Source organism: Kosakonia sp. SOY2 (assembly GCF_027109175.1).
Lineage (GTDB): Bacteria > Pseudomonadota > Gammaproteobacteria > Enterobacterales > Enterobacteriaceae > Kosakonia.
Map to the genome: position 1 here is coordinate 1,069,630 of NZ_JAPVXH010000001.1, position 18,364 is coordinate 1,087,993.

At 58.5% G+C, this 18,364-nt stretch carries 18 protein-coding genes; 1 reads left to right on the plus strand and 17 read right to left on the minus strand.

Going from position 1 to position 18,364, the window contains the following annotated elements:
- Window positions 1-67: 67 nt before the first annotated feature.
- The 4 genes from O3S68_RS05095 to nifL all read right to left on the minus strand — a co-directional run bounded on the left by O3S68_RS05095 (window position 68) and on the right by nifL (window position 5,176).
- Complete coding sequence (locus O3S68_RS05095; RefSeq protein WP_269230934.1) at window positions 68-580, minus strand: nitrogen fixation protein NifQ; 513 nt, start codon at window positions 578-580, stop codon at window positions 68-70.
- Window positions 577-1,971, minus strand: a complete 1,395-nt coding sequence (gene nifB, locus O3S68_RS05100; RefSeq protein WP_269230935.1) for a nitrogenase cofactor biosynthesis protein NifB — start codon at window positions 1,969-1,971, stop codon at window positions 577-579. Before nifB ends, O3S68_RS05095 begins: the two co-directional genes overlap by 4 nt.
- A 146-nt stretch (window positions 1,972-2,117) precedes the next feature.
- On the minus strand, window positions 2,118-3,692 hold the full coding sequence (gene nifA / locus O3S68_RS05105; RefSeq protein ID WP_097406789.1) for a nif-specific transcriptional activator NifA: 1,575 nt from the start codon (window positions 3,690-3,692) through the stop codon (window positions 2,118-2,120).
- Window positions 3,689-5,176: a nitrogen fixation negative regulator NifL gene (nifL, locus tag O3S68_RS05110; protein ID WP_269230936.1), complete on the minus strand. Its 1,488-nt coding sequence runs from the start codon at window positions 5,174-5,176 to the stop codon at window positions 3,689-3,691. The genes nifA and nifL overlap by 4 nt, the downstream gene beginning before the upstream one ends.
- A gap of 353 nt (window positions 5,177-5,529) precedes the next feature.
- Here nifL and O3S68_RS05115 point away from each other — a divergent pair, with 353 nt between their 5' ends.
- On the plus strand, window positions 5,530-6,060 hold the full coding sequence (locus O3S68_RS05115) for a flavodoxin (protein WP_269230937.1): 531 nt from the start codon (window positions 5,530-5,532) through the stop codon (window positions 6,058-6,060).
- A 37-nt stretch (window positions 6,061-6,097) separates the two neighbouring features.
- Here the strand turns inward: O3S68_RS05115 and nifM are convergent, their stop codons facing one another.
- The 13 genes from nifM to nifD all read right to left on the minus strand — a co-directional run bounded on the left by nifM (window position 6,098) and on the right by nifD (window position 18,362).
- Complete coding sequence (gene nifM, locus O3S68_RS05120; protein ID WP_269230938.1) at window positions 6,098-6,883, minus strand: nitrogen fixation protein NifM; 786 nt, start codon at window positions 6,881-6,883, stop codon at window positions 6,098-6,100.
- On the minus strand, window positions 6,880-7,323 hold the full coding sequence (locus O3S68_RS05125; protein ID WP_097406785.1) for a nitrogen fixation protein NifZ: 444 nt from the start codon (window positions 7,321-7,323) through the stop codon (window positions 6,880-6,882). Before O3S68_RS05125 ends, nifM begins: the two co-directional genes overlap by 4 nt.
- Window positions 7,320-7,577, minus strand: a complete 258-nt coding sequence (locus O3S68_RS05130) for a nitrogenase-stabilizing/protective protein NifW (protein ID WP_269230939.1) — start codon at window positions 7,575-7,577, stop codon at window positions 7,320-7,322. The genes O3S68_RS05125 and O3S68_RS05130 overlap by 4 nt, the downstream gene beginning before the upstream one ends.
- Window positions 7,578-7,579: 2 nt before the next feature.
- Window positions 7,580-8,725 carry a homocitrate synthase gene (gene nifV, locus O3S68_RS05135; protein WP_269230940.1) on the minus strand — a complete coding sequence of 382 codons (1,146 nt, stop codon included), beginning with the start codon at window positions 8,723-8,725 and terminating at the stop codon, window positions 7,580-7,582.
- A gap of 9 nt (window positions 8,726-8,734) precedes the next feature.
- Window positions 8,735-9,928, minus strand: a complete 1,194-nt coding sequence (gene nifS / locus O3S68_RS05140) for a cysteine desulfurase NifS (RefSeq protein ID WP_269230941.1) — start codon at window positions 9,926-9,928, stop codon at window positions 8,735-8,737.
- A 32-nt stretch (window positions 9,929-9,960) separates the two neighbouring features.
- Complete coding sequence (gene nifU, locus O3S68_RS05145; protein ID WP_269230942.1) at window positions 9,961-10,785, minus strand: Fe-S cluster assembly protein NifU; 825 nt, start codon at window positions 10,783-10,785, stop codon at window positions 9,961-9,963.
- A gap of 206 nt (window positions 10,786-10,991) precedes the next feature.
- The gene (locus tag O3S68_RS05150) at window positions 10,992-11,450 is read right to left on the minus strand and encodes a NifB/NifX family molybdenum-iron cluster-binding protein (RefSeq protein ID WP_016496136.1); all 459 of its coding nucleotides are present in this window, start codon (window positions 11,448-11,450) and stop codon (window positions 10,992-10,994) included.
- A complete protein-coding gene (nifN, locus tag O3S68_RS05155) occupies window positions 11,437-12,822 on the minus strand; it encodes a nitrogenase iron-molybdenum cofactor biosynthesis protein NifN (protein ID WP_269230943.1) in 1,386 nt (461 codons plus the stop codon). The genes O3S68_RS05150 and nifN overlap by 14 nt, the downstream gene beginning before the upstream one ends.
- 10 nt (window positions 12,823-12,832) lie before the next feature.
- Window positions 12,833-14,206 carry a nitrogenase iron-molybdenum cofactor biosynthesis protein NifE gene (gene nifE / locus O3S68_RS05160; protein WP_016496134.1) on the minus strand — a complete coding sequence of 458 codons (1,374 nt, stop codon included), beginning with the start codon at window positions 14,204-14,206 and terminating at the stop codon, window positions 12,833-12,835.
- Window positions 14,207-14,362: 156 nt separating this feature from the next.
- Window positions 14,363-15,025, minus strand: coding sequence for a NifB/NifX family molybdenum-iron cluster-binding protein (locus tag O3S68_RS05165; RefSeq protein ID WP_269230944.1), 663 nt, complete (start codon window positions 15,023-15,025; stop codon window positions 14,363-14,365).
- 11 nt (window positions 15,026-15,036) lie between these two features.
- Complete coding sequence (nifT, locus tag O3S68_RS05170) at window positions 15,037-15,255, minus strand: putative nitrogen fixation protein NifT (protein WP_016496132.1); 219 nt, start codon at window positions 15,253-15,255, stop codon at window positions 15,037-15,039.
- A 40-nt stretch (window positions 15,256-15,295) separates the two neighbouring features.
- Window positions 15,296-16,858 (minus strand): nitrogenase molybdenum-iron protein subunit beta, encoded by a 1,563-nt coding sequence (gene nifK, locus O3S68_RS05175; protein WP_045508505.1) that lies wholly within the window; start codon window positions 16,856-16,858, stop codon window positions 15,296-15,298.
- A 55-nt stretch (window positions 16,859-16,913) separates the two neighbouring features.
- Complete coding sequence (nifD, locus tag O3S68_RS05180; RefSeq protein WP_269230945.1) at window positions 16,914-18,362, minus strand: nitrogenase molybdenum-iron protein alpha chain; 1,449 nt, start codon at window positions 18,360-18,362, stop codon at window positions 16,914-16,916.
- Window positions 18,363-18,364: the final 2 nt, after the last annotated feature.

An 18,364-nucleotide genomic window follows, 5' to 3' on the forward strand; every position in this document is an offset into this window, starting at 1 on the left:
TGTACAGGCGACGCGGGTTTTAGTGCGGAGTAAAAGCCTGATTACCCGCTATATCAGGCTGGTTACGTTACGAAGGTTCAAAACAGAGCGGGCGTTCGCAGCAGGCATCACAACTCGGCGAGCGGCACACCACTTCGCCTTCGCTGTGCAGACAACGCTGGCGGTAGAAAAACTTTTTCCAGCGCATATTGTTGCTGTTCATCTCAACTAAAGGCGCGAAGCAATCGCTCATCAGCTCCCGTAGCTCCGTGCGTGAGCTGAGCCCCAAATCCTGCCACAGGTGATTAAAAGCCAGTGAGACACTGGCAATAATGTGCTGCATCGGCGCGGCATCTGCCGACATATGGCACGCCAGCCACTGTGCCAGCTCTGCGCGCTCTGCGCCGCGCGTGGCGTTGAGTTCGCTCATAAGCTTTTGCCGCAGACGGCAGTCAGCCGGCATTTCTGGCGCAGGCGGGGCGAAACGCGCCTGCAGGTTTTCCCAGTCGCTCACGCTTAAACCCATTCTTTCCGGGTAGCAACCTTCACCGTGCAGGTAAAGCCACAACAAGCGCCGTAACCAGTCATCAACGGGCATCATGCCACCCCCTTGTTTTGCCCCTTTGTCGGCACAGTCTGCCACCAGCGTAACAGCGAGGAAGCGATGGGTTGCCAGGCATCATCAACGCAGGGCTGAATGCCGCGCGATTGCAATTTTTGCCACGGTTCGTAGCCGATACGGGCGCAGAAAACGGCTTTCACATCGACCAGCAAGTCGAGCACGGTGTCCAGTATTGCGTCGCTTTCCGGCGGCTCACAATTATCCGACCCCTGGCAATATTTCGGTGTGAAACGCTCGTTGACCAGCACAGCGCCCGCGGCCGATAAACTGTAAATACGAAAGCGATCCGCATGGCCAAAATGGCAGTCGATCAGCTCGCCATGCGTTGACGCCACCGCCACCAGACAGGCCTCTGCATCATCGGATTCGCCTTTGGTGACGATACTGGCGTGAAGCTGCGCACGGCGAAACAGCGTCGGCAACCACGGCTGCGGGGCGGATTCAACGGGTAGCAGGGCAAATTGCTGGCTGCGATCTTCGCCGAGCATACCAATCGCATCCGCGCGGCACTGCTGGCAGTGGGTCATTTGCGGCATCACTTCGCCACAGCTTTCGCGCACGCGCGCGACCATCTCTGCATCGGGTTCGGCCTGGCCGTTAAGGCCAAACACCGTGCCGTGCTCCGGGCGGGCTATCAGCGGCATAATGTTATGGATAAACGCGCCAGCTTCGCGCAGTTCGCGGCTGACATCGGCCAGCGCGAAATCGTTAATACCGGGGATCAATACCGAGTTGATTTTCACCAGCACGCCTTGTGCCGTCAGGCGACGAACCCCCTCCAGTTGACGGGCTATTAATATTTCACCCGCTTCGCGTCCGCTGTACCGTTCACCCTCGAGCCACAGCCAGGCGTAGATCTGCGCGGCAATTTGCGGATCGAGCGTATTGATGGTCACCGTTACGTGATCGACGCCGAGACTGACCAGCCGATCAACGGCGTCCGGCAGCATCAAGCCGTTGGTGGAGAGGCACAATTTCATATCCGGTAGCTGTTCGCGCACCATCTCCAGCGTGGTGAAGGTGCGTACGATATTCGCCAGTGGATCGCCGGGCCCGGCAATGCCAACCACCGACAGTTGCGGGATAGCCGCCGCAACTTGCCGTACTTTCGCCACCGCCTGCTCGGGGGTTAAGAGCGAGGATGAGACGCCAGGCCGGGATTCGTTACTGCAATCAAATTTGCGATTGCAGTAGTTACATTGCAGGTTACAGGCGGGCGCTACCGGTAAGTGCATACGCGCAAAACGGTGATGACCGCTTTTCGAGTAGCACGGGTGCAGCGCCACTTTACCGGCGATGGCATCGGAAAGCGGTTCAGACGGCGTTGACTGACACCGGGAACCGCCAGCGGCGGATGAACAGGACATCATGGAAAGTACCTCCGTTTACGGAATTATTCCTGGTGGTTGCAAATCCCGTTCCTGTTTCAACCTGTTGAAAAGTAGTGATATTTATTTTGCCGGGTTGTCGGTTTTGTGGCATTTGGCTGACAATGTACCGAATGCCACAACCGCTGTTATAGCCTTGGCAGGGTGATATCCATCGTCTGAATGCGATAGGCGACCTGGCGCGGCGTCATTCCCAGTAAGCGCGCGGCTTTGGCCTGTACCCATCCCGCTTTTTCCAGCGCCGCAATCAGCCGCTGGCGCTCGTCAAGGGTGTTATCGAGCCAGTTATCGTCGTGCGTGACGCTGATAACCGGCGGTTTGGCTGGCTGGTCGCGATGATTAAACAAAATCACGTCCCGATCGATCAGACCGTTTTCCGACATCACCGCCGAGCGCTCAAGGCAGTTTTCCAGTTCACGCACATTACCGGGCCAGTTATAGCTCATCAGCAGGCGGATAGCGCCCTCGCTAATGCGCAGCGTGCGGCTCTGGTTGTGGGCGATTTTGCGCACCAGAAAGTGCGCCAGTTCGGCAATGTCCTCCTGGCGTTCGCGCAGCGGAGGTAGGGCGATGGGCATCACATTCAGGCGGTAATAGAGATCTTCGCGAAAGTGCCCCAGCCGGACTTCATCTTCCAGATTACGGTTCGTCGCGGCAATAATGCGCACATTGACTTGCAGTGTCTCGTCGCCGCCGACGCGTTCCATTTCGCCTTCCTGCAGGATGCGCAGCAGCTTAGCCTGAAACGAAGCGCTACTTTCGCCAATCTCGTCAAGAAACAGCGTACCGCCATCGGCCAGCTCAAAACGGCCTTTACGCTGGCGTACCGCACCGGTAAAGGCCCCTTTTTCATGACCGAACAATTCGCTTTCAAGCAGTGTGTCCGGCAGCGCTGCACAGTTGAATTTCACAAACGGCGCACTGGCGCGCGGTGAATTATGGTGAATGGCGTTGGCAATCAGTTCCTTACCGGTGCCGCTCTCGCCGCGTACCAGAACGGTGGTGTCCCAGCGCGAGACCTGACGGATAATCTCCATGGTCTGGCGCATCGCCGGGCTGTTACCGACCATATTCTCGAAGCCGAATGCGCGTGAGGCAGTGCAGGATTTCGGGCTGGCAGCCTGCGTTATCGCGGCGCGCGGGGAAGGGCGCGCTGCCGGTGGGGCCATCAAACGCACGGTCTGCGCCACCAGGTTGGCAACCGTTTCCAGAAAGCGAGTGCAGGCGGGTAACCGCTCTTCGTAACGCGCCATGGGTTGCGCCGTCAGCACACCAAACGTCTGCGCATCCGGCCCGATCAGCGGCACGGCGATAAACGGCAGGTTGTAATCATACAGTCCCAGCCGGTCAAGAAAACGCTGATCGTCGGCAACCCGTGCCAGCACTAATGATTGCCCTTGTGAAAGCACCGTCCCGACCAGCCCTTCGCCCGGACGGTAGCGAATTTGCGAGCTACCGGGGATTAACTGCTGATCGGCTTCCTGCAACGCTTCAATAGTCAAAATCGCCTGCTGGCTGTCGTACAGACAGATCATGCCGTGCTGCAAAAAGGCGTCATTGTGCAATACGCACAGCACTTGCTGGAGCGTCTGTTCGACTTCGGTCGCCCGGCTGAGTACCACGCTTATCCGCTGCATCGCGGTGAACTGCTGGGACAAATCGAAGCGCCAGACGGTATTACCCGACTCGGTTCGCTGGGTCATTTTGAACCTCCGGTCAGTGAATGAAATAGCGGGAATCGTAGGGTCAGGCAGCTTCCGCCTTCCGGGCGTGAAGTGAGTTCTATCGCGCCGTGGTGGTGCGCCACCAGCGTCTGGATCAGGCGCAGCTCCATGCCTTTGCCCGGCGCGTTAAGCGCATCCGGCGAGTGGGTATGGCGCACCGGGATCAGCGGCACATTGTCAGTAATATACAAAGAGAGCCAGCCCTCTTCTTCGCGGGCGAAAATCTCTGTTTCTGCGGTGAAATCACGCAGACCGGCGGCAATATCCAGCGTGCGATCGAGCCACAAACTCAGGCAGGCCAACAGTTGCGTACGCTGACCAAATCCCACCAGATGATGGGAATCCAGCGTGACCTGCAAATTTTTACCTTCTCCGAAGCGGGTGTGATAAAGCGCGTGCAAATCGTCAAAAAAGGGTTGCAGCGGCCAGACCGCCGCACTTTCCAGTTCCAGCGACGGGCGGCAACGTTTCAGCCGCGCCATCGCCTCTTCACCTTCGCGCCACGCGGCGTCCAGCGCCATGTTGTTGTTATCACTGCCGTTTAACCGCCGCGCCGCCGCCAGCATATTGATGGGGCAGTTAAGCTGGATCAGCGCGGCGTCCAGCGCTTCGCGGATCGCCGCCAGCAGTTTGCCGCTGGTTATCTGCTGTTTAAGGCGATCTAGCCGTCCCTGTTCCTGCTGCTGGCGCTGTTGGGTGTCGTCGGTGATGACCACCAGCGTGCGCGTCAGTGCGTTATCAATAAAGTAGCGACTGGCTTCTTCGCTGACGCCCGGCAGCGCCCAACAAGTGACTGATAACCAGCGCACCGCTCCGCGCAACACCACCGGTAAGACCTGGCCGTTCGCCAGCTCCGCTTTGCGGGCTGAAAAATTAAGTTCGCTCAGGAGCTCTTTTCCGCCGCAGTCGGCACAGAATGTTTTGTAGGCGAGGTTATCCATCACCACATGATCGCGTTCATCCACCACAACCACCGCCGCCGGAATGTTATTCAGCACCGCTTCGGTCAGCGTCATGTGGTTACGCAACCGCTGCTCAAGCGCGTAGCTGGCGCTGATATCACGCTGCATTGCCAGGTAGTGTTCCAGTTCGCCAAACGGGTTAATTACCGGGGTAATATCGATCTCGACCAGATACAGGCTGCCGTCGCGGTGGCGGTTGATCAGTTGCCCGCGCCACGGTCGGCGTTGTAATAAGGTGTGCCACATATCCTGGTAGATTTCCCTGGGGGTTTGGTGGCTTGCAAGCAGGCGGGGATTTTGCTGCAACAACTCTTCAAGCTCATAGCCGGTCTGGCGGCAGAATGCCGGGTTGGCATAGACAATGCGTGCGTCGGCATCGGTCAGCGAAATGGCGACGGGCGCTTCTTCAACGATGGTAAAAAACAGCCCAGGATGGTGTTGCGAAAGCGCACCGGCGATTGCCTCGGGCGCGCTGGCATCCATCATCATATTCAGGGTCATCGCACACTCCTGCGGTCAGTTAGTCGTGTCGTAGTTCTGACAATTTGTGCCACCTGGCGGCTTTCGCCCGGACAACATGTCAGGTACGTATAACCATGCAAAGAGTGCACCTTTTGGCCGCTAACCTGACAAAACCTTGATCCAGATCGGTATTAAGCGCGCTATCAGCGCCAAAGCCGCGCCAGGCGGGCGTCTGCGAGGGGAGGCCGAAGGAAAAAAAGCGCCAGACTGGTGCATTAATAACCATTCTGGTGCAGGTTTTGCCCGTTACCAAAACTGGCACACTCTTCGCAATATCAGATACGTTCACCGCAATTCCCGGCGGGATCTCTTTTTCAACAGGAGCGTGTGTTATGGCAAATATTGGTATTTTTTTCGGCACCGACACCGGCAAGACCCGCAAAATCGCCAAACAGATCCACCAGAAACTGGGCGGGCTGGCGGATGCGCCGGTCAATATCAACCGAACCGATTTAGCGACTTTTCTCTCGTATCCGGTGCTGGTATTAGGCACCCCGACGCTCGGCGACGGGCAACTACCGGGGCTGGCTGCCGGTTGCGAGGATGAGTCGTGGAGTGAATTTGTCACCCAACTGCAGGGCGATAGCCTGCGTGGTAAAACGGTGGCGTTGTTTGGGCTGGGCGATCAGGTGGGTTACCCGGATAATTTCGCCAGCGGTCTGCGCCCGTTATATGACACGCTGCAACGCTGCGGGGCGCAGATGGTCGGCCACTGGCCCAATGAGGGCTATACCTTTGGTTCATCGTCCGCGCTTGAGGCGGATAACTTTATTGGTCTGGTGCTGGATCAGGACAACCAGTACGACCTGACCGATGAACGTATCGAGGCGTGGCTGGAGACGCTCAAACCGCTGATCCTCTAATCTCTGAAGCCCGGCGGATAACCGATCACCGGGCTTTTCAGCGCGCCTGTAATAATGACGCCAGCCACTGGCGTTGCCACTGCTGTTGGGACTGACGGAACAAATACTCCCGTGCTTTCGCCAGCGCGTCTGCCTTCGCCATCAGCGCCGGTTGGCGGATCTGTTCACACCATAACAAATGCCAGCCCAGCGCCGTTTCGACCGGCTGGCTGACCTCATCTGTTTGCAGCGCAAACAGCGCGTTTTCCAGTTCCGGAAAGAGTAGGCCACGGCTTACCCAGCCCAGACGCCCCCCTTCCAGCGCGCTGGGACAGTGCGAATGGCGCTCTGCCAGCCGGGGAAAGGCGGCGCGGTGGTCACGGATTTGCTGATAAAACCGGGTGATCTGTGTTCTTATCCCGGCGTGGTTTTGCTCTGTGGTCAACAGCAGATGGGAGGTTAGGCGTTGTTCCGGGCGCATAAATTGTGTCTGATGCTGCTGATACCAGCGCAGGACGCTCGCCTCGTCCGGGAGGGGGGCTGTGCGTGCAACCTCAGCAAACTGCGTTTCCAGACGAGCATGATGCGCAATCACTGCCTGGCGCTCGGCTGAGGAAAAAGGGCACTCATCGAGCTGCGGCGCCAGCGATGCGGCCACGGCATTACGCAGCTCGTCAGTAACGCTTGCGTCGCACGCAATGGCAACTACTGCCAGTTCGAGCTGGCGCTGGCGCGCCCAGGCGCGGTCAAATGCCTGCTGGTGTGAAGCTGGGATGTTTTCCGGCTCGCAGTGCCAGCGGGTCAACGCCAGCCGTCGGCGGGCGAAACGCTCCCACGGCATCATTGTGGCGTCTCCAGCAAAATCATGGCGCGGGCGGGAACCTGAAACCAGCGCCCGGAAAAGGTGACAGTGTAACTCTCCGCGTTGTCTCCCTGGCCCGTGGCGGCGATCTGGCCTTGTTCTCCGGCGGCCACCACGATGTTATCGCCGATGGCCAGCGCGTGGCGGCAGGCGACGGTATCGCCATACTGGAACTGCCCGGCGTGCCAGGGGGCGGAAAGCGGCAGCAGTTCCTGCTCACGGCAGCCCACAATCAAACCGCAGTCGGGAAAGTGGATTTGATAAATCACTTTTTCCATCAGGAACGTGCCCCATTCACGGACAAAACCCGTGCTGCCCCGACGCACCAGCAAATCGCCGCGCCGGTAACCCGGCATGGTGCCATCGTTGCGGATCGCGCGGCTAACGCGAACTTCCTCACCGAACGCATACTTTGGTTTCATGATGTCGGCTCCGTTGTACAGTGTTCGTAGCTTTCCGCCAGCAGCCTGCGCGCCAGAAGCCAGGGCTCGCGGGGTGTAGCTTCAAGCAGATTCCGCAGCGGCACATGATCACGCAGGCGCTGGTGAAATTCGCGCAGCACCGGCAGGCAGCAACGGCGCAGCGTGAGCGGTTCATAAGGTACGGAGAAAAAGGTAAAAAAGGACTCGGCGCTGTCGAGTTCAGCCACGCCGGGGATCTGATAAAACCATTCCATCTTTAACCCCTCGCCAGGTGTGTGGCGCTAGTGCCACACAAGGTGGTGTAAAGCGCAATCAGTTCATCGTCTTGCGGCGTGCGTTTGCTGTTTTCCGCCACGCGGCGAATGGCGGGCAGCAGCAGGTCGACTTGCAGGGCATTAAGGTGATAGCCCAGGCGGGTAAACACACCTTCCACGGCCTGGCGACCGGAGTGCTTACCGAGCACCAGCCGGTATTCGCGGCCGATCAGCGCCGGATCAATGGCCTGGTAGCTTTCGCGATCGCGCAGCAGGGCGGCGACATGCACGCCGGATTCATGGGTAAATACCTGCGCGCCAACCAGCGGTTGCTGTGGGTCAATGGGACGCCGGGCGGCATCGGCGACCTGCTGGCAGAGCATCGGTAATTGCGTGAAATCCACGCCGCTATCCAGACCCAGACAGCGGCTCAGACCGAGCGCGACAGTTTCCAGCGCGGCGTTTCCGGCGCGTTCGCCAAGGCCCAGCACGGTCGTATTCACACTGGTTGCTCCGGCGCGAACCGCCGCCAGCGTATTGGCGGTCGCCATACCGAGATCGTTATGGGCGTGCATTTCGATTTCACCGGGCCAGCTTTGACGCAGCGCGCTGATACGCTGAGCGGTGGTGAAAGGGTCGAGCAGGCCAAGGGTATCGGCAAAACGCAACCGCTGTGCGCCTGCGCTGCGGGCGACGTGGGCAATCTCCGCTAATGTCCGATCGCTGGCGCGGGATGCGTCTTCGCAACCAATACAGACCTGCAATCCCTGCTGTCGCGCCTGCGCAATCAGCGTGGCCAGCTTATCCAGCACGACCGGCAGCGGTTCGCGCAATTTGTACTGGCGCAGTTTATCAGAAGCCGGTAGTGAGATATCCACCCAGTTCATGCCGAGATCGGCGCTCTGGCTGATTTCATCGGTATTCATGCGACACCAGGCCATGAGCGTGGCGTCAGGCAGTTGCTGGCGAACTTGTCGCATCCGCTGGCGTTCTTCGCGGCCCATCGCCGGGGTGCCGACTTCCAGCGCAGTCACCCCGGCGGCAAACAGCGCTTCGGCAATGGCGATTTTCTCGCTGGCGCAAAAGGCGACGCCGGGGCTCTGTTCGCCATCGCGCAGCGTAGTGTCATTGATCACAACCCTGGACATGTCGCCGCCTTAGCCGTAAACCGGCGTAAAGGTGGCGGGGGCAGAACCATCCTGCCAGTAGGGAGAAAGCGCGCGCAGACGGGTAATAATGGCTGGCAGCGTCTCGATCACATAGTCGATCTCCTTTTCCCGCGTATAGCGCGAGAGTGAAAAACGAATACTGCCATGCGCCGCCGTGTAGGGAATGTTCATCGCCCGCATCACATGCGACGGTTCCAGCGAGCCGGAGGTGCAGGCGCTGCCGCTGGAGGCGGCGATCCCCGCCTGGTTAAGGAGCAGTAAAATGGCTTCCCCTTCGATAAATTCGAACGCCAGGTTCGCCGTGCCGGGAACGCGGGGTTGATCACCGCCCATCACCATCACTGAGGGCACCTGTTTTACCAGTTCGTCTTGCAGGCGATCGCGCAGGCTGGCGATGCCCGCGCTACCGGGCAGGTGTATCTGCGCCAGTTCGCATGCCGCACCCATGCCGACAATCCCGGCGATATTCTCCGTACCGGCGCGGCGACCGCGCTCCTGATGCCCACCGCGCAGCAGTGGACGAAAGCGGGTGCCACGGCGCAAATAGAGGCAACCCACACCTTTTGGCCCGTGCAGTTTATGCGCCGAGCAGGAGAGCATATCGATCTGCGTGCGGGCGATATCCAGCGGGATTTTACCCACCACTTGTACCGCGTCGCAGTGAAACAGCGCGCCATATTCCTGCGCCATAGCGGCCATTTCGATCACCGGAAACAGCACACCGGTTTCATTATTCGCCCACATGACGCTGACCGCCGCCACACGCGTGCTCAGCGCGCGGCGATACTGTTCCATATCCACTGCGCCGCTGGCATTAACGCCAATACGATGGATAAGGTAGCCCTGGCGTTCCAGATGTTCGCACACGGCGAGAGTGGCCGGGTGTTCAACGGCGGTGGTAATAATCTCCCGGCGCTCCGGCATCAGTTCAACGCAGGCGTGCAGTGCGGTGCTGGTGGCCTCGGTCGCGCAGGAGGTGAAAATGATTTCGCTACTGTGATCGGCCCCCAGCAGCGCGGCGACTTGCTGGCGGGCGCGTTCAAGCGCGGCGCGGGTGGGGGTGCCAAAGTCGTGAATCGATGACGGGTTACCGTAATGTTCGGTTAAGAATGGCATCATCGCTTCCAGCACCATCGGGTCGATACGGGTGGTGGCGTTATTGTCCAGATAGACCTGCTTCATATTTTCTCCCCCATCGGTTGACAAGTGGTGGCTCAGGCGGCCACGACGTCCATATAGCAGCCGGTACGCTCCATCAGTTTTTGCTGAAGCCAGGCGAGCGTCATGTCGGTCATCATGCAGCCGCTGCAACTGCCGGAAAGGCTGACGGTTACGGTGTGATTGTTGACGCTAAGAAGCGACATATCGCCGCCATCGGCCTGGATATGCGGACGTAATTCGGTGATCGCATCAACGACCTCCTGCCAGTGCGGATCTTTCTCCGCTGCGACGGCAGTGGCGGCCTGCGGGTGTCGGGCGAGAATATCGGCCAGCGCCAGTTCAATTTTTTCATGGCACGCGGTGCAGCCGCCGCCCGCTTTGGTGTAGTTGATCACCTCTTCAAGGGTGGTCAGCCCGTTACTCAGCACCGCCCGGCGAATTTGCCCTTCATCGACGCCAAAGCATTTGCAAATCAGCGCGCCTTCTTCGTGCTCATCGATCAGCGTTTCGCCACGGTAGTGGGCAATCGCCGCCCGCAGCGCCTCCTGACCCATCACCGAGCAGTGCATTTTTTGCGGCGGCAGGCCATCAAGGTAATCAGCAATCTGCTGGTTGGTCACCTGCTCGGCCTGCGCCAGCGTGCGGCCGATAATCAGCTCGGTGAGCGCGGAAGAGGAGGCAATCGCGCTGCCGCAGCCAAACGTCTGAAACCCGGCTTCAAGGATGGTTTCACTTTGCGGATCCACGCGTAGCATCAGCCGCAGCGCATCGCCACAGCTTAACGAGCCCACATCGCCCACGGCGTTGGCGTTTTCCACCACCCGCGCGTTACGGGGATTAAAAAAATGATCTTTCACTTTCTCGGAGTAATTCCACATGTGCCTTGCTCCCAGGAGAGATGACGGAAAGCGCCGTGGCGCATTTCACCGCCTCAATCAACGGCGGGTGATGACAATCAAGCAAAAGCAATACCAGAAGGGAAAAGTGTTGTATTTCAATGGAGTAGGTTAATGTGCCAACATAAAACCCGGCGCTGTGTCGCGATTTTATGTTGGCTTTGTCACACAACCGACACGGCGTGTGGCTAACGCTCATCCTCTTCCTGCCAGGTTTGTTCCTGGAGCATGCGGGCGAAGCGTTGTGGATTGCGGGCGCTTTTGCGCTGCTCTTTGTCATACCAGTAGTGCTGAATTTCCTGCAACAGCCCGGCAATGGTGGTCGCGTGCGGCACGCGAACCGCGCGTACGCCGATTTGCAAAAGCTGGCGAAAAACCGCTTCACCAATCGCCACGCAGTAGAGCGTGACGCAATCTTCCAGCGCGTGAATGCGACAATCGAGTTTCTCTTGCTGGTGTCCGGCGAGCACAGAAAAATCCACCACCCGCAACAGCGTGACCTCGTGCTCTTTCACGCCATAGATCACTAATTTGGGCGTGGCGCCAAAGTGTTGATCCACGTGGTGATAATCCGAACTGGCAAAGGCGACTTTCATTGACCATTCGCCCTGGCAAATGGTGCTGAACTGACGATTAACATGCGGCATACAGATCTCCAGGCGTAACGTTGTTGTCGATGTGCTGGCGCAGCGGCGAGCGGTAGGTTGCAAGCGGGTGGTGGCGTTCGCGCATCACATTCGCCAGCTCAAACAGCGTGTCACGAATGCCGCTATACCCCTGGCGCAGGCGACGAAATTCTCCCAGCCGGTCATACACAGGGAACCCGGCGCGGATAAGCGACAGATCAAACTGCGCGGCGAGATCGGCGGCATGAGAATTAGCTACCAGTAATGCGGCGGGCGTCGCGCAAAGCTGATCCTGCATATCTTCCAGATCGCCGATGACCACGGTTTCCACCGGCAGATTTTGCAACCCCGGCTGGCTGACCGGCGCGACAATCGGGCCGGGGAGCATGCCCTGGCTGCGGGCGAAATCGCACCATGCTGCCAGGTGATCGCCTTCTGCTGCCATGGCGATAGCCGCGCCCTGCAACCACATATGGCAATCGATCATCGCATCCTGCACTTGCCCGCGCTGGCGCTCAATCCACGCGGGGACGTCGCGCCCGGAGAGGGTTTTCAGTCGATGAATAAACGTGTCGCAGGCTGCAAGCGTCATCAGATGCGGCAGGGCGATCACCTCGCCACGGCTGCGCTGCGCCAGTAACGCCGCCGCACGACCCAGCGAGTTGCCAATCACAAAGGTGGCCAGGTTTTGCCCCATCTGTTCAATCATGCGCAGCGATGTTCCCCCCTGGGTAACAGGCGAAAAATCACCGTTTGCCAGATGTCCGTCCAGCGACAGCGACAGATCCGGCACAATCACCGGTTGCAGGCCGAAGGCCTCAACGTAACTGCGCAACAGTTCGATATCGCCCGGCGTCAGTAAATGGCTGACCAGCAGGTTGACGCGGCGGTTGCGCAGGCTGGCGGCGGGCTGCACAGGCACCCACTGTTCAATCATGCTTTCCAGCACGGCGCTGTAGCCGTTTTCCAGCGAGCCGTAAAAATCCGGGGTGTTGACGGTGAGCAGCGCAACGCCTTTATGCCGGGGAAAATCATCACGAAACTGGCGTACCACCCGCGAAATATCGCTGCCCTGGGCTTCTGAAAGCCCGGTACTGAGCAGCACAATCGCTTTCGCGGCATTGCGCTGACAGAGAACATTGAGCGCGGTAAAAATGTTTTCATCGGCACCCATAATGGTGGAAGTCGGGTCCATCGCCGTCGATTGCAGCGGGATCGGGTCGTGAAAATGTTGAATAAAGAACACCTTTGCGAAGGCGCTACAGCCCTGTGCGCCGTGTACCAGCGGTATGCACTGTTCGAACCCCAGACTGGCGAGGATCGCCCCCAGCGGCTGGCCGCTTTTTATCGGGCTGACCGCCAGCGGTTTTTTACTGCGAAGAATTTCGGCCATTGAACGCTCCTTATTGCCACGGCGCGCGGGCATGCGTTTGCGGCCAGACCGGGCTTTCCAGGGTCTGACAAAGTTGTTCGGCAAGCGTAATGATGCCGCGATAACCGGCAAACGCGTGTTCACGCTCCTGGTTGATATCAAGAAAGGGCAGACGCGCTTTATAAGCGGTGTACATGTTGCGACCGCCTGCGATCATCATGTCGGCTTTGCAGCGATAAACCACATCCAGCAGGGCGCGGGCATTGCCTTCATCCAGCATGATGGCGTCATCGCCCATCAGTTCACGGATGCGCTGTTTATCCTCTTCGGTGGATTTGCGCGTTCCGGTAGCCACAACCGTCATGCCGAGATCCTGCAGTGCCGAAACTACCGACCAGGATTTAACGCCACCGGTATAGAGCAGCACTTTCCTGCCGCGTAAACGTTCGCGCAGCGGTGCCAGCGCCTGCTCTGCGGCGTGTTCTTCACGCGTAATTAGCTGTTCGGTGCGCGCCATTAAATCGCTATCGCCGGTGAGCGTTGCCAGCTGGCGCAGGGCATCAGAAGTGGCGCGAACGCCATAAAAACTGCCTTCAAACCACGGCGTGCCGTAACGTTGCTCCAGCGATCTGGCGACATTAATCAGCGCTCTGGAGCAAACCAGCATATTGACCTGCGCGCGGTGCAGCGTCTGGATCTCGGCAAAGCGCCCGTCGCCGGACAGGGAGCCCAGGACGCGAATCCCCAGCTCATCAAGCAGCGGCTGGATATGCCAGAACTCGCCGGCGATATTAAATTCGCCAATCAGGCCAATGTCATGACGGTGCGCCGGGGCAAAAGGCGTATTGTCCGGCCACGGCGCGGGTTCGCGCCCGCCAATGACTTTTTTCACCATCACCTCGCCCGCCAGGCGGTTCCCCAGGTTTTTGCTACCGTAAAAACCGGCCACATCTACGGCAATCACGGGCACACCGGTGGCGGTCGCTGCGGCCTGGCAGACGGCTTCAATATCATCGCCTTCCATTGCCGGAACGCAGGTGTTGTAAATAAATACCGCCGCCGGATGATAGCGGTCGACAATGTGGCGCACCGCGTGAAACAGCCGCCGCTCGCCACGCCCCATGATGACATCCTGCTCGTTCAAATCGGTGGTGAATCCCAGCCGGTTAATCCGTGGGCCGGAACTCAGGCTGCCGCGGTTATCCCATGAGCTACCGGCGCAGCCAATCGGGCCATGTACCAGATGCGCCACATCGGAAAGTGGCAACAGGGTGATCTGTGCGCCGTCGAAGGCGCAGCCTCCGGCAGTCGCACCGGGTTTGGGCGCGCTACAGCCGGATTTCTGTTTATGGTTATGCTCGCAGGCCGGTTCATCGAGCAGGGCCAGGATGTCGTTCCCCTTCATCATCACCTCATTTTCTGGTTGGGTTAGCGTTAATGGTGCAAATCGCAAGCCAGAAACGAGTGATTGATTTTTAAGGGAAAAGTGTTGTGCGCTTTGTGACAAAACAGACAATTGGCGCAATGCCCACGCCAAAAAACGCCCCCATCAGGGGGCGGTTTAAAACACCCGCGCTTCCAGCGGATTAGCGCGTTCCAGCCGTTTCGCCAGCCACGGCGGTAACGGCCCGGCCAGCAGGTTCTGGATGGCGGCGCACTGGGACAAAATGGTATTGCCCGGGGATACTTTCATCGGGTGAATATTATGACGAATCAGCCGTGCGGCTGCCGGGCCGCCGATCGCTTCACAAAACAGCAAATGGCAGTCGTGGAGTAACTGCGCGCGGATGTCATTCGGTTCCTGGTTTTGCGGGTGAGAAGGGTAGCGGCGCAGATCATGGAGCCAGCCGCCCTGGTCATCAAACCCGTAAATAAAGAAAAGTCGCCCCTGGCCGAAATGACCATTGATGGTGAGCCCATCCTGTGAGCAGAAGGCGACAACCAATTGCGGACGGCGGGTTTTGCCTTCCTGCACCTGTAAATGGGCAGGCAGTTCGCCGCGCAGACAGGCTTTAACCCGCGCCCAGCGGCCACTGGACATCAGGGCTTCCGCAGACGGAAACCGGGCTTCCAGTTGCGGTAATTCGAGTGCTGCCAGCCCGTCGGGTGTCAGCACGTCCTCACAACTGTGGGTGAGCCAGGCCATGATTTGCGCGGGTTGCAGCTCCGGCAGGCACTGAAACAGCGCCAGCATCCGCCAGAACAGCGTATCGTTGTCGGACATTGCTCACCTCCTTATGCCTGCGCGTCGCGGGTGGCGCGCAGGCTGAGCGGAAAAGCCGGGCGGCCGGGTTGCAGATTGACGTAATAACGGCGTCCACCTTCAAGTTCAAGCGCGCCGCCCCAGTGTTCCGGCGTGTCGTGTTCAACCTGTAACACGCGGGCTTCCAGATCCTGTTTCGCGATATAGCAATAGAGATCCGCGCCGCGCTGGCGAAGAATAATGACCGGCATAGAGCCTCCCTGGCCCCGCGTGGCGCGGGGCGTGTAATGGTTAACGGATAAGATCGAAGCTGTAGTCGGTTTTGCCGAGCTTGATGGTCTCTTTGTCCACTTTCTCCAGTACCGCATTCACAAGGGTAGTGAGAATGCTCATGGCGCCCTCATAACCCCAGGTGGTCTGGCGGTGCAGATGGTGGCGGTCGAACAGGGGAAAACCGAGGCGGATCAGCGGAACTTCAAACTGTTCGCCCTTGGCTAAGGTGTCGCGCTGAATAAACTTGCCGTACGAGTTGCCAATCATAAAGTCCGGCTGGCGGGTAAACATCAGCGAGCGGAAATGCCACAAATCGCAGTTGATAAATACTTCGCTCTCCTGGCCGTACGGTGAGGCGTCGAGCATTTTCTTCATCGCTTTCTGCCAGCGCTTGTTACCGTTATGGCAGAGGATAACGGTCGGTTCGCAGCCCAGCTCCAGCAGGAAACGGGTCAATCCCATGACAAAATCCGGGTCGCCAAACAGACCGAATTTTTTACCGTGCAGCCAGGTGTGGGAGTCGAGCATCATATCGACCAGCCGCCCGCGCTCCAGCGCCAGCGAGTCGGGAATGGCCTTGCCGGTTAACTGACTGATCGCCATTAATAGTTCATCCGTTCCTGCCAGCCCAACGGGAACAGAAACCTCGGTGGCGGGCTGATTCCACATCTCCTGTACCACTTTTTTGCTTTTCACCAGTTGCCAGGGTTGCAGCAGCAGCGTGTCGATAGCGTCCGGCGCCTCGCGCATCTCTTGCTGCGTCGTCCCGCCCGCGTACATCTGGTAATGCCCGTTAGCAGGGGTATCCAGCACTTCTGATGGATCGGAGAGCACACTCGCCTGCACCTCCATTTGCGCCATCATGCGTTTCAGCACGCGAAAATTGCCGAGATAGGTTTCAAACCCGGTCACCAGGTTGATGCGTGAAAGTTTACCGGGCTGTGCCTGATGGTCTGCCGTAAAGGTACGGGCAAAACCTTCAAACATGTTATCCCAGCCGGTGATATGGCTGCCGATAAAACTGGGGGTGTGCGCGTAAGGCACGGGGATGGCGGCATCGAGAAAACCATCTTTTTTGGCGTTGGCGATAAAAGCCTGCAAGTCATCGCCGATTACCTCCGCCATACAGGTGGTAGAGACGGCGATAATCTCCGGTTTATACAGCGCGCTGGCGTTTTGTAGCCCGGTATTGAGGTTGTTATTCCCGCCGAACACGGCCGCGTCTTCCGTCATTGAATCCGACACGCAGGCCACCGGTTCTTTGAAGTGGCGGTTAAAGTACGTACGGAAATAGGCCACGCAACCCTGTGAACCGTGCACATATGGCAGGGTGTTGGCAAACCCCAGCGAACAGAGCACCGCGCCCAGCGGCTGGCAGGCTTTTGCCGGGTCGATAGTCAGCGCTTCGCGTTTGAAGTTCAGCGCTTCGTATTCCGGGGTGGTGGTCCATTGAAAAACTTCCTGCACCCGCTCCGGCGAGTGCGCCTCTTCGAGTGCCCGTTTACCGGCAAATAACGTCTGGTAAGCATCCTGTTCAAACAGGGGATGGCAATTCTGTATTTTCTCAGCAGTCTGGCTCATGGTGTTCTCCTCCCGCGCCACAAATCGGTGAACAAACGGGATAACAGGATAAAAATCAGGCGGATTTCAGCCACGGCGCGGTCAACTGGCCCCACGCGGGGTTGTTGAGCGTCATATCCATATCGCGGGCGAAGATGGCGAAGCCGTCATAGCCGTGGTACGGGCCGGAGTAATCCCAGGAGTGCATCTGGCGAAACGGCACGCCCATTTTCTGAAAGATGTACTTCTCTTTGATGCCGGAACCGATGAGATCTGGTTTCAGCGCGTTGACGAACGCCTCCAGCTCATAGCTGCTGGCATCATCAAACAGCAGCGTGCCCTCTTTCAGATCCGGCAGGGTGCGGTCGTAATCATCGTTATGAGCGAACTCATAACCGGCTGCGATGATCTCCATTCCCAGGTCTTCATAGGCGCCAATCACATGGCGCGGACGCAGCCCGCCCATATAAAGCAGCACCTTGCGACCCTCCAGACGTGGGCGATATTTGGCGATAATGGCGTCGTTCTGCGCCTGGTATCGGGCGATCACCGCTTCGGCGTTGGCGCGAATGGTGTCGTCAAACTGGTCGGCGATTTTGCGCAGCGATTCCGCAATTTTCGTCGGGCCAAAGAAGTTGTATTCCATCCACGGAATACCGTGCTTCTCCTCCATATGGCGCGAGATGTAGTTCATTGAGCGGTAACAGTGCACCAGGTTCAGTTTGACGAACGGCGTGTTTTCCATCTCCACCAGCGTACCGTCGCCGGACCACTGCGCCACCACCCGCAAGCCCATCTCTTCGAGCAAAATGCGCGAAGCCCAGGCATCGCCGCCGATGTTGTAATCGCCGATGATCGCCACATCGTAAGGAGTGGATTCGAACGGTTTACCTTCGCGGTTTTCCAGCACCCAGTCGCGGATCACATCGTTGGCAATATGGTGACCGAGGGATTGCGACACGCCGCGAAAGCCTTCGCACCGCACCGGAATAACCGGTTTGTTGATGGCTTTACAACTGGCGTTCGCGACGGCCTCAATGTCATCGCCAATCAGGCCGACCGGGCATTCCGACTGAATCGAAATGCCTTTGGTCAGCGGGAACAGTTCTTCCAGCTCTTCAATCAGTTTGGCGAGCTTTTTGTCGCCGCCAAACACGATGTCGCGCTCCTGAAAATCGGAGGTGAAGTTGAGCGTGCCGAAGCTGTCCACGCCGCTGACGCCGGTGTAGTAGTTACGTCGCCCGGCGCGGGAGTACTGCCCGCAACCGATTGGGCCGTGGGAGATATGCGCCATATCCTTGATTGGCCCAAATACCACCCCTTTCGATCCGGCATACGAGCAGCCGCGCACGGTCATTACGCCCGGCTGCGACTTGCGGTTAGAGATGATGCACTTACCGACGCTTTCCTGCTCCGGGTCTGTCACCATCATGTGTTTTCTGCGTTCTTTGCGCGTCTTCTCCGGGAAAACCTCCAGCACCTGCTCGATTATCTCCAGGTTACGTTCGCCTGTTGCATTGCTCATGG